Annotated in this window: 9 protein-coding genes; 6 read left to right on the plus strand and 3 right to left on the minus strand. The window is 73.9% G+C overall.

What is annotated here, in order from left to right:
• Positions 1-50 precede the first annotated feature (50 nt).
• From hutU to hutI, 4 genes are all read left to right on the plus strand, one after another.
• Positions 51-1715: a urocanate hydratase gene (gene hutU / locus AQJ66_RS09980; protein WP_061919243.1), complete on the plus strand. Its 1665-nt coding sequence runs from the start codon at positions 51-53 to the stop codon at positions 1713-1715.
• 170 nt (positions 1716-1885) lie between these two features.
• The gene (locus AQJ66_RS09985; RefSeq protein ID WP_061919418.1) at positions 1886-3091 is read left to right on the plus strand and encodes an allantoate amidohydrolase; all 1206 of its coding nucleotides are present in this window, start codon (positions 1886-1888) and stop codon (positions 3089-3091) included.
• A complete protein-coding gene (locus tag AQJ66_RS09990; protein ID WP_061919245.1) occupies positions 3088-4425 on the plus strand; it encodes a formimidoylglutamate deiminase in 1338 nt (445 codons plus the stop codon). Before AQJ66_RS09985 ends, AQJ66_RS09990 begins: the two co-directional genes overlap by 4 nt.
• A gap of 38 nt (positions 4426-4463) precedes the next feature.
• Positions 4464-5639, plus strand: coding sequence for an imidazolonepropionase (gene hutI / locus AQJ66_RS09995; protein ID WP_061919247.1), 1176 nt, complete (start codon positions 4464-4466; stop codon positions 5637-5639).
• A gap of 13 nt (positions 5640-5652) precedes the next feature.
• Here hutI and AQJ66_RS10000 read toward each other — a convergent pair whose 3' ends face one another.
• From AQJ66_RS10000 to AQJ66_RS10010, 3 genes are all read right to left on the minus strand, one after another.
• Positions 5653-6624, minus strand: coding sequence for a DMT family transporter (locus AQJ66_RS10000; RefSeq protein WP_061919420.1), 972 nt, complete (start codon positions 6622-6624; stop codon positions 5653-5655).
• Positions 6621-8189, minus strand: coding sequence for an RICIN domain-containing protein (locus AQJ66_RS10005; protein WP_061919249.1), 1569 nt, complete (start codon positions 8187-8189; stop codon positions 6621-6623). Before AQJ66_RS10005 ends, AQJ66_RS10000 begins: the two co-directional genes overlap by 4 nt.
• Before the next feature lie 262 nt (positions 8190-8451).
• Complete coding sequence (locus AQJ66_RS10010) at positions 8452-9354, minus strand: RNA polymerase sigma factor SigF (RefSeq protein WP_061919250.1); 903 nt, start codon at positions 9352-9354, stop codon at positions 8452-8454.
• A 244-nt stretch (positions 9355-9598) separates the two neighbouring features.
• Between AQJ66_RS10010 and AQJ66_RS10015 the strand changes: the two genes are divergently transcribed.
• The gene (locus tag AQJ66_RS10015; protein ID WP_061919252.1) at positions 9599-9976 is read left to right on the plus strand and encodes an STAS domain-containing protein; all 378 of its coding nucleotides are present in this window, start codon (positions 9599-9601) and stop codon (positions 9974-9976) included.
• A 311-nt stretch (positions 9977-10287) separates the two neighbouring features.
• Positions 10288-10848: an ATP-binding protein gene (locus AQJ66_RS10020; RefSeq protein ID WP_061919254.1), complete on the plus strand. Its 561-nt coding sequence runs from the start codon at positions 10288-10290 to the stop codon at positions 10846-10848.
• Positions 10849-11195 lie beyond the last annotated feature (347 nt).

The following is an 11195-nucleotide window of genomic DNA, read 5'->3' on the forward strand; positions in this document are numbered from 1 at the left end:
ATTCAGCGGGACAGGATGTGAATAGAGGTAGTAACAGGAGGAGGCAGACGATGTCGGGACCCCGCCCCGTACGAGCACCGCGCGGCACGGAACTCAGCGCCCTGGGATGGCAGCAGGAGGCCGCCCTGCGCATGCTGCAGAACAATCTCGACCCCGAGGTCGCCGAGCACCCCGACAAGCTCGTCGTCTACGGCGGCACCGGCAAGGCCGCCCGTGACTGGCGCTCCTTCGACGCCATGGTCCGCACCCTGCGGACCCTCAAGCAGGACGAGACCATGCTGGTCCAGTCCGGCCGCCCGGTCGGTGTGATGCAGACCCACGAGTGGGCCCCGCGCGTCCTCATCGCCAACTCCAACCTCGTCGGCGACTGGGCCAACTGGGAGGAGTTCCGCCGCCTCGAGGCCCTCGGCCTGACCATGTACGGCCAGATGACCGCCGGCTCCTGGATCTACATCGGCACCCAGGGCATCCTCCAGGGCACCTACGAGACCTTCGCCGCCGTCGCCGCGAAGAAGTTCGGTGGCACCCTCGCGGGCACGATCACCCTCACCGCCGGCCTCGGCGGCATGGGCGGCGCCCAGCCCCTCGCCGTGACCATGAACGACGGTGTCGCGATCTGCATCGACTGCGACCCCCGCGCCATCGAGCGCCGTATCGAGCACCGGTACCTGGACGTCCGGGCCGACTCCCTCGACCACGCGCTCCAGCTGGCCACCGAGGCCCGCGACGCCCGCCGCCCGCTGTCCATCGGCGTCCTCGGCAACGCCGCCGAACTGGTCCCGCAGCTGCTCGCGATGGACGCGCCCATCGACATCGTCACCGACCAGACCTCCGCCCACGACCCGCTGTCCTACCTGCCGCTCGGCGTCGCCTTCGAGGACATGGCCGACGCCGCCGCCAAGGACCCGGCGGGCTTCACCACGCGTGCGCGCGAGTCCATGGCCCGGCACGTCGAGGCGATGGTCGGCTTCATGGACGCCGGCGCCGAGGTCTTCGACTACGGCAACTCCATCCGCGGCGAGGCCCGACTGGCCGGATACGACCGCGCGTTCGCCTTCCCGGGCTTCGTCCCCGCGTACATCCGCCCGCTGTTCTGCGAGGGCAAGGGCCCCTTCCGGTGGGCGGCCCTCTCCGGCGACCCGGCCGACATCGCCAAGACCGACAAGGCGATCCTGGAGCTGTTCCCGGAGAACGAGTCGCTGGCCCGCTGGATCAAGATGGCCGGTGAGCGGGTCCACTTCCAGGGCCTGCCCGCGCGCATCTGCTGGCTCGGCTACGGCGAGCGCGACAAGGCCGGTGAGCGCTTCAACGACATGGTGGCCTCCGGCGAGCTGGCGGCCCCGCTGGCCATCGGCCGCGACCACCTCGACTGCGGTTCCGTCGCCTCCCCCTACCGCGAGACGGAGGCCATGCTCGACGGGTCCGACGCGATCGCCGACTGGCCGCTGCTGAACGCCATGGTGAACGTGGCGTCGGGCGCCTCGTGGGTGTCCATCCACCACGGCGGCGGCGTGGGCATGGGGCGCTCCATCCACGCCGGTCAGGTCACGGTGGCCGACGGTACGAAGCTGGGCGGGGAGAAGATCCGGCGCGTCCTCACCAACGACCCCGGCATGGGCGTCATCCGGCACGTGGACGCCGGGTACGACATCGCGGAGTCCGTCGCGGGCGAGCGGGGGGTCCGGGTGCCGATGCGTGAGGGTGACGAGGCGTGAGTTCGGAAGCAGGCGGGCACGGCCGGGCTTCGGCGGGGGCGGACGCCTCGTCGCCGTCTGCCGGTGCGGCTGTGCCCTCCCTCCCCCCGTCCCGGCTTCGCCCGACCGGGGGGACCCCCGTCGCCCCGCGGAACGACTGCCCACGGCCTGTGGGCAGCTCCTTCCAGGAGATGTGGCGTGAGCTGCTGCCCATCGGTCGGCATTCCGATTCCGGCGGGTACCGGCGTCACGCCTGGACCGGCGCCGACGCCGACTGCCGGGCCTGGTTCCGGCAGCAGGCCGAGGACCGCGGGCTGGCGTACGAGGTCGACCGGAACGGGAACCAGTGGGCCTGGCTCGGGGACCCGGCCGCCGGGGACGCCGTGGTCACCGGGTCGCACCTGGACTCGGTGCCGGACGGAGGGGCCTTCGACGGGCCCCTCGGGGTCGTGTCCTCCTTCGCCGCCCTCGACGAACTGCGTGCGAGAGGGGCGCGGTTCAGCAGGCCGCTGGCCGTCGTCAACTTCGGCGACGAGGAGGGCGCCCGGTTCGGGCTCGCCTGTGTCGGGTCCCGGCTCACCGCGGGCCTGCTGACCGTCGAGGAGGCCCACCGGCTCACCGACGGCGACGGGACCACCCTTGCGCAGGCCATGGAGGCCGCCGGGTACGACCCCGAGGGCATCGGGGCCGACCCCGGGCGGCTGGCCCGGATCGGCGCCTTCGTCGAGCTGCACGTCGAACAGGGCCGCGCGCTGGACCTGTCCGGCGACCGGGTCGGCATCGCCAGCGCCATCTGGCCGCACGGGCGGTGGCGGTTCGACTTCCGGGGCGAGGCCAACCACGCCGGCACCACCCGGCTGGTGGACCGGCGCGACCCGATGCTGTCGTACGCCGAGACCGTGCTCGCCGCCCGCCGGGAGGCCGAACTCGCCGGTGCCGTCGCCACCTTCGGCAAGATCGCCGTCGAGCCGAACGGCGTCAACGCCATCCCCTCCCTGGTGCGCGGCTGGCTCGACTCCCGCGCCGCCGACCAGCAGACCCTGGACACCGTGGTGGGCGGGATCGAGAAGGCGGCCCGGGAGTACGCCGACGCCCACGGCATCGACCTCGACGTCGTCCGGGAGTCCTTCACCCCGGTCGTGGAGTTCGACCACGCCCTGCGCGACGAACTCGGCCGGATCCTCACGACGGCGAGCGATCACCTGAAGGTGCCCGTGCTCGGCACCGGCGCCGGACACGACGCCGGAATCCTCGCCGGGCGCGTTCCGACCGCCATGCTGTTCGTACGCAACCCCACCGGTGTCTCGCACTCCCCGGCAGAGTTCGCGGCCGAGGACGACTGCGTGGCCGGGGTGCACGCGCTCGCCGACGTACTGGAAGGACTGGCCTGCAGGTGACCAAGGGAACCTACTGGTTGGAGCACGCCTGGCTCGGCACCCACGTCGAGCCGGGCGTCGCGGTGGAGGTGGCGGACGGCCGCATCAGCGGCGTCCGCACCGACGTGGCCGCGCCGCCGCCCGGCGCCGAGGTGCTGCGCGGCCTGACCCTGCCCGGCCTGGCCAACGCCCACTCGCACGCCTTCCACCGGGCGCTGCGCGGCACGGTCCAGGTCGGCAGCGGCACCTTCTGGACCTGGCGCGAGGTGATGTACTCCTTCGCCGACCGGCTGACCCCGGAGACCTACCACGCCCTGGCCCGCGCGGTGTACGCCGAGATGGCCCTGGCCGGCATCACCTGCGTCGGCGAGTTCCACTACGTGCACCACGCGCCCGGCGGCACCCGCTACGCCGACCCCAACGCCATGGGTGAGGCACTGATCGCGGCCGCCGCCGAAGCCGGTGTCCGCATCACCCTCCTCGACACCTGCTACCTCTCTTCCGGCTTCGGTGAACCGCCCAACACCCACCAGTCGCGCTTCTCCGACGGCAGCGCGGAGGCCTGGGCCGCACGCTGTTCAGTTCTCAAGGAGCGGGACCACGCGCGGATCGGGGCGGCGATCCACTCCGTACGGGCCGTGCCGGCCGGGCAGCTGCCGACCGTGGCGCAGTGGGCCGAGGAGCGGCGGGCCCCGCTGCACGTGCACCTGTCGGAGCAGACCGCCGAGAACGAAGCCTGCCTCGCCACCCACGGCCGCACCCCCACCCGGCTGCTCGCCGACCACGGCGTCCTCGGGCCGCGCACCACCGGTGTGCACAACACCCACCTCACCGACGACGACATCGCGCTGCTCGGCGGCTCGCGCACCGGCACCTGCATGTGCCCGACCACCGAACGGGACCTGGCGGACGGCATCGGCCCCGCCGTCGCCCTGCAGCGGGCGGGCTCCCCGCTGTCCCTCGGCTCCGACAGCCACGCCGTGATCGACCTGCTGGAAGAGGCGCGCGCGATGGAGCTGAACGAGCGGCTGCGCACCCGCTCCCGCGGCCACTGGACGGCCGCCGCGCTGCTGCGGGCCGCCACCGCCGACGGCCACGCCGCCCTCGGCTGGCAGGACGCCGGCGCCATCGAGACCGGCGCGCTCGCCGACCTGACGACGATCGCGCTCGACTCGGTCAGGACGGCCGGGCCGCTGCCCAGGCTGGGCGCCGAGACGGCCGTATTCGCGGCGAGCGCGGCGGACGTGCGGCACACGATCGTGGGCGGCCGGCACGTCGTCCGCGACGGCGCGCACACGCTCGTACCCGACGTGCCGCAGGCGCTGTCGGCAGCCGTCGAAGCCCTGCGCGGCTGAACCCAGCCGGCCACCCATCGGCCACCCACGAGGACACCATGAGCAGCAGCACCGTCATCACCAACATCGCCACGCTGGTCACCAACGACCCCTCCTCCGGTGACACTTCCCCCCTGGGCCTGATCCAGGACGCGGCCGTCGTCATCGACGGCGACCGCGTCGCGTGGACCGGTGAATCCAGGAAAGCACCCGCCACCGACAACCGGGTCGACGCGGGCGGGCGGGCGGTGCTGCCGGGCTTCGTGGACTCCCACTCCCATCTGGTCTTCGCCGGTGACCGCACGCAGGAGTTCAACGCCCGCATGTCGGGCCGCTCCTACACGGCGGGCGGCATCCGCACCACGGTCGCGGCCACCCGCGCCGCGAGCGACGCGGAACTGGAGGCGAACCTCACCCACTACCTCGGCGAAGCCCTCCGCCAGGGCACCACCACCTTCGAGACCAAGTCGGGCTACGGCCTCACCGTCGAGGACGAGGCCCGCGCCCTGCGCATCGCGGCGCGGCACACCGACGAGGTGACGTACCTCGGCGCGCACATCGTCTCCCCCGAGCACGCCGACGACCCCGCGGCCTACGTCGCCCTGGTCACCGGCGAGATGCTGGACGCCTGCGCGCCGCACGCCCGCTGGATCGACGTGTTCTGCGAGAAGGGCGCCTTCGACGGCGACCAGGCCCGCGCGATCCTCACCGCCGGCAAGGCGAAGGGCCTGCACCCCCGCATCCACGCCAACCAGCTCTCCTACGGCCCCGGCGTCCAGCTGGCCGTCGAACTCGACGCGGCCAGCGCCGACCACTGCACCCACCTCACCGACGCGGACGTCGACGCCCTGGCCAACAGCGACACCGTCGCCACCCTGCTGCCCGGCGCCGAGTTCTCCACCCGCGCCGAGTGGCCGGACGCCCGCCGCCTGCTGGACGCCGGCGTCACCGTGGCCCTGTCGACGGACTGCAACCCGGGCTCGTCGTTCACCTCGTCCGTGCCCTTCTGCGTCGCGCTCGCCGTGCGGGACATGCGGATGACCCCCGACGAGGCGGTCTGGTCCGCCACGGCGGGCGGCGCGGCGGCCCTGCGCCGCACCGACATCGGCCGACTCACCCCCGGCGCCCGCGCCGACCTGCTCCTCCTCGACGCCCCGAGCCACGTCCACCTCGCCTACCGGCCGGGCGTCCCGCTGGTCAGCGGGGTGTGGCGCGCGGGCGTACGGGTCGTCTGAGCGCCGAGCGCGGTCAGGCGCGCTCCCTCTCCTCCTCGGGGACGACGGCAGCCGTGGCGGCGGGCGCGGCCGGCGCCGCCCGCCCCCGGTCCGCCACCGACCGCCCCCAGGCCGTGCCGGCGAGGACCAGGGCCGCGCCGAGCAGGCTGAGCGGACCGAGGCGGTCCCCGCCGACGGCGATGCCGAGCGCCGCGGCCCACACCGGTTCCGTGCCGAGCAGCAGGCTCACCCGGGACGGGGAGGTGCGGCGGACCGCCCACATCTGCACGAAGAACGCGAACAGCGTGCAGAACGCGGACAGGTAGAGCAGCCCGAGCCAGTCCCCGGCGCCGAACCCGGCCGCGGCCGCCCAGGGCGGGGAACCCGTGCCCGGCAGCGCCACCAGCACGGCGAACACCACGACCGCCCCGCCCAGCTGGACGGTGGTCAGCGACAGCGCGTCCGCTCCGCGCACCGACTCCATGCGGGACATGGCGAGGACGTGCACGGTACGGGCGGCGGCGGCCCCCAGCATCAGCAGGTCGCCGCCGGTCGGGGCGCTGAACCCGGCCCCCTGGGTCAGCAGTGCCACACCGAGCACCGACAGCCCGGCGGCCGCCAGGAAGGAGCCCGGCAGCCGGGTGCCCCGCACCCTGCTCTCGGCCAGCGGGGTGAACACCATGGTGAGGCTGATGATCAGCCCGGCGTTGGTCGCCGAGGTCCGCACCAGGCCGTACGTCTCCAGCAGGAAGATCCCCGCGAGGATCAGCCCCAGCAGCCCGGCGCCGCGCAGCTGCACGGCGCTCAGGGCCCGCAGCCGCCGCCATCCCGCGGCGACCAGCACCGGGACCACCACGGCGAACCGCAGCACCAGCACGGCCGGCACGGTCCGTTCCGTGGTGACGCCCTTGGCGGCGAGGTAGCTGGAGCCCCACACCACCGCGACCAGCAGCACGGGAAGATCGGTCAGCCGGCCGCCGCGGGACCCGGTGGCGGGCGCGCTCATGCCGCTCCCGCCCGCCACCGCTGGGCCGCGCCGCCGTCCAGCGGCCGCAGGACGACGCCGTCGCCGCCGTCCGGGGTCACCGCCGTCCCGGTGTCGATGGCCGGGCGGACGGTGCCGTCGGGGCCGACGGTGAAGCGGAGGTTCTGGCCGTTGCCGCCGTAGACCGCGTCGCACTCCCAGATGCCGACGCCCCGGTACGTCGAGCCGCGGCTGTCCAGGCAGAAGCGGGGGTCGGCGGCCGAGCGCAGGACGCCGAGGTCGGCGTCGACGCGCCAGCGCTGGGTGGCGGAGGAGTCGCAGCCGGCCGTGACGACGTCGTTGCCCTCGGACAGGTCACCGTCGCGGATGTCCAGGCAGCGGCCCGTCGCCACGTTCACGACCTGCGCGAAGGAGCCGCCCGGGGGCGAGGGCGTGGGGGACGGGCGCGGGGTGCGGCGGGGCGGCGGAGGCGGGGCCGGGCGGTGGGACGTCGTGCCGGGGGAGGGGGACGCGGAGGTGCGGGACGGACTCGGGGTGGGCGACGGGGAGGGGGAAGGGGACAGGGAGACCGTCGCCGTCACCGTCACCGGCGGGGGTGCGGGGGTCGCCGCGGTCTCCCGCTGGTCGGGGCCGTGCGAGCTGGTGAGCAGCAGGACGAGGACGGGCACGAGGGCGAGGGCCAGGGCCGTCGAGGCGAGCAGGTAGCGGCGCCGGGGTGACCGGCCCGGACGGTCGGCGGCCCGGGGGGCGGGCGCCGGGAGCGGGTCGCCGGCGCGCAGGTACGAGGTGCCGCTCCAGGGCAGCAGGCCCTCCGCCAGGGCCTGCCGGGGGGCGTCCCGCAGGGCGGTCAGGTCCTCGACGGCGGCCGTGCAGTACGGGCAGTGCACCCGGTGGGCGTCCAGATCGGCGCTGTGGCGGGCGCCGTCCTGCCGTACCGCCTCCTCGATCAGCCGGCGGAAGTCGGCGCAGCGCGGGTCGTCGGAGGCGGCCAGGCGCTGTGCGAGGCAGGCCTGGGCCAGGGCCTTGAGGGCGGGCGGGGTGCCGTGGGCCACGTCCGCGCGGCTCAGGCCCAGGAGGGCGGCGGTGCGCTCGACGGGTTCCGCGTCGAGGGCGCCGTACCAGATCAGGCCCTGGGCGCGGGACGGGAGCGTCAGGTACGCCGGGAGCAGCGGCGGGGTGGGGCCCTCGGGCAGGCCGCAGGCGTTGAGGACCAGCAGCAGGGCCGGGTCCAGGCCGGCGGAGCGGTCGTCGGCGGCCCAGCCGGCCGCCAGCCGCGCGGTCAGCAGCAGCAGCCAGTGCCGCAGCGGTGCGTTCGGCTCGCGGCCGCGGGCCGCCTCGCGGACCGCCGTGGTCAGCGCCTCCGCCGCCAGCCGGCGGGCCGCGGCCTCGCTCGCGGCGCACAGGCGGGCGTAGGCGAGGACGGCGGGGTGGTGCCGGCGGCGCAGCTCCTGCAGCGCGGGGTACGCCGTGGGGGTGGGGGAGCGCAGCAGCTCGGTCAGCCGTTCGTCCGGCGCGTCCGCGAGGGCCGCGTCCGTCCCGGCTCCGTGGTCCCCGTCGGTCCCGGCCACGTGGCCGCCCTGAGCCATCCCGCGTCCTCCGTCCCCCTGGCATCCGACGTACCAGCCGGTATCAAGGGGTTCATCGTGGTGGAGGGGTGCGGTTCGGGAAAGACGTTTCCCCCGGTAACCGCATAACGGTTCGTGCTCGGGATCGTGCCCGAGTCGTGTGCGGACGGCATGGGTGCGGTGACGGCGGGTACCGGGCGGCCGGTGAGGTGTGACGCGGACACGCGGGAGCGGCCCGGCCGTCACGGCCGGGCCGCTCCCGCGTACGGTGCCCGGAGGAGGCTCACTCCTCCACGGTCAGCCCCTTGCGCAGCCGCACCAGGGTCCGCGACAGCAGCCGGGAGACGTGCATCTGCGAGATGCCGAGTTCCTCGCCGATCTCCGACTGGGTCATGCCCGCGACGAAGCGCAGGGACAGGATCTTGCGGTCCCGGAACGGCAGTTGGGCGATCAGGGGCTTCAGTGACTCGACGTACTCGATGCCCTCGAGCCCGTGGTCCTCGTACCCGATGCGGTCGGCGAGCGCGCCCTCGGTGTCGTTCTCCTCGGGCTGGGCGTCCAGCGAGGAGGCGGTGTACGCGTTGGACGCGGCCATGCCCTCGACGACCTCGTCCTTGGGGATGCCGAGCCGCTCGGCGAGTTCCGCGACCGTGGGGGCGCGGTCGAGCTTCTGGGCCAGCTCGTCGCCGGCCTTGGCCAGGTCCAGCCGCAGCTCCTGCAGCCGGCGCGGCACGCGCACCGACCACGAGGTGTCACGGAAGAAGCGCTTGATCTCGCCGATGATGGTCGGCATGGCGAATGTGGGGAACTCCACACCGCGCGAGAGTTCGAAGCGGTCGATCGCCTTGATCAGCCCGATCGTGCCGACCTGGATGATGTCCTCCATCGGCTCGCTGCGCGAGCGGAAACGGGAGGCGGCGAACTTGACGAGCGCCAGGTTGAGCTCGACCAGCGTGTTGCGGACGTAGGCGTGCTCGTGCGTCCCTTCCTCCAGCGACTCCAGCCGCTCGAAGAGGGTCTTGGACAGGGCCCGTGCGTCGACGGGGTCGACCTCGTCGAACCGGGGGATCTCCGGGAGTCCCTCCAGGGGGGCGTGGGGGGCGATGGGATCGACGGGATCCAGTTTTTCCGGTGGGAGTGTCGACGTCGCCAGGGGGGTATGCGATCCGTCGAGCCGGGGTGACATGGGGTCCTCCATCGTTCTCGGCATATGGCTGCCGAAGCCAGTACGTGCACAGCGGTGTGCGGCGCCTCCGAAGCCGGCGTGTAGGGATGCGTGTCCTCCTAGGCCTACCCGCTTCACGGACCATGTCGCAAGTGCGGTCTGTAACCGTATGTCCGTTTCCGTGAGGTTGTTCGGGTGTCGTAGTGCGGATGGAAGGCGTAATGTTCGAGGGCATCAGCAGCCACGACCTCGGGAGAGAGACGGCATGGACCACGGGACGGTCGGCAGCGCGGAGTCGGGCCGGCTTCTGGTGGAGGTGCGGGAAGAGGGCTCCAGCGCCGTAGTGACACCGGCGGGTGAGCTCGATCACCACACCGCCGATCTTCTGCGCGAACCCCTCGACGACCTCTTGGACAAGGGATTCGCGCGGCTTGTCGTGGACTGCTCACGGCTGGAGTTCTGCGACTCCACTGGCCTGAACGTTCTGCTCGGCGCCCGACTGCGCGCGGAGGCCGCCGGCGGCGGTGTGCACCTGGCCGGAATGCGACCCGTGGTCGCGCGTGTGTTCGAGATCACAGGGGCCGAGGCGGTCTTCACCGTCCACGACTCCGTGGACGCCGCACTGGCCGGTGGAGCCGACTGAACCCGTGCCAGACCGCCCCTGCCGCGGGCCGGTGCCTGTACCGTCCACCGGCCACGCCCGAATCGGTGGTGTTCCGGCGCATCGGCAGGGCAGGAGACATCGTGAGCCCCCTCCGCAACGGGAGGCCCGGGACCGGTCCCGGGAACCGGCGGGCGGCCCGGGCGCGACCTAGGGACGAAGGGCGTACGACGTACGACGGAGGAGGCACGTGCGAACCGCGGGCAGACGGCGTACGGACCGGCCGGCACCGACCAGTGCCCGGCCTATCGACATGAACTCGTGAATCGGTGAATCGGTGAGGTGAAGCGCTGATGAGCACCACCCGGCCTTACTCGCCGGGCGACCGCGGCCCGGAGCCCAGCGGCGCTTCCGGGGCGTCCGAGGGGGGTGCGCCGGCGGACGGCGTGTCCACGGGGGCAGCCGCGCCGTCCGTGCCGTCCGAAGGGGCGCCGGAGCCCCGGGGGCGGCAGGTCCGCAGACTGCGGCTGGACGGTGAGAGCGGAGTCGTGCCACTGGCCCGCGACTTCACCCGGCAGGCGCTGTACGCCTGGGGCTGGCTGCCGGCCGCCGGAGCCGAGCAGCGGGCCGCCGCCGAGGACGTCCTGCTCGTCGTCTCCGAACTGGTCACCAACGCCTGCCTGCACGCCGAGGGGCCGGACGACCTGCTCCTCACCTGCGACAACAAGGTGATCCGGGTGGAGGTCACCGACCGCGGCGCCGGCCAGCCGACCCCCCGCACCCCGCACCGCGCGGGCCGCCCCGGCGGCCACGGCATGTTCATCGTGCAGCGCCTCTGCCTCGACTGGGGCGTCCAGCGCACACCGGGCCACGCGGGCAAGACGGTATGGGCCGAACTGGGGGCCCCGGCCTAGCACCGGATTCCGGCCGGGCCCGTCCTGCGCCGGCCTCTGCGCCGCACCCGCGTCGGCGCGGTCGGTTTCCTGGTCAGCCTCCCGGCCACCACCGAGCACGGGGCTCGGCGCTCCAGGCTGTTCCGGCCGGTTCGTGCGACCACCGCGCCTGCCGTCCAGGTCGGTCCGATCGGCGATCGCCGTTGCCTCGGGTGGGCCTCCGGCCGTCGCGCCTGGGTGTGCCGGCCGCCGTGCCCGATGTCACCGGCGGTCCGGACCGCGATCTCGGAGTCCGAACCGGGCATCCCGGCCGACCTGCCTGGGTGCGCCCCCAGCCGTCCCTTTCAATCCGTCCCGTCGCGCCCGGG

It is taken from the genome of Streptomyces bungoensis (assembly GCF_001514215.1).
Taxonomy (GTDB): domain Bacteria; phylum Actinomycetota; class Actinomycetes; order Streptomycetales; family Streptomycetaceae; genus Streptomyces; species Streptomyces bungoensis.

What these genes read in the sequence shown, in the direction of transcription:
- hutU (WP_061919243.1), top strand. Translation starts at nt 51, where the DNA reads ATGTCGGGACCCCGCCCCGTACGAGCACCGCGCGGCACGGAACTCAGC.
- AQJ66_RS09985 (WP_061919418.1), top strand. Translation starts at nt 1,886, where the DNA reads ATGTGGCGTGAGCTGCTGCCCATCGGTCGGCATTCCGATTCCGGCGGG.
- hutI (WP_061919247.1), top strand. Translation starts at nt 4,464, where the DNA reads ATGAGCAGCAGCACCGTCATCACCAACATCGCCACGCTGGTCACCAAC.
- AQJ66_RS10000 (WP_061919420.1), bottom strand. Translation starts at nt 6,624, where the DNA reads ATGAGCGCGCCCGCCACCGGGTCCCGCGGCGGCCGGCTGACCGATCTT.
- AQJ66_RS10005 (WP_061919249.1), bottom strand. Translation starts at nt 8,189, where the DNA reads ATGGCTCAGGGCGGCCACGTGGCCGGGACCGACGGGGACCACGGAGCC.
- AQJ66_RS10010 (WP_061919250.1), bottom strand. Translation starts at nt 9,354, where the DNA reads ATGTCACCCCGGCTCGACGGATCGCATACCCCCCTGGCGACGTCGACA.
- AQJ66_RS10015 (WP_061919252.1), top strand. Translation starts at nt 9,599, where the DNA reads ATGGACCACGGGACGGTCGGCAGCGCGGAGTCGGGCCGGCTTCTGGTG.
- AQJ66_RS10020 (WP_061919254.1), top strand. Translation starts at nt 10,288, where the DNA reads ATGAGCACCACCCGGCCTTACTCGCCGGGCGACCGCGGCCCGGAGCCC.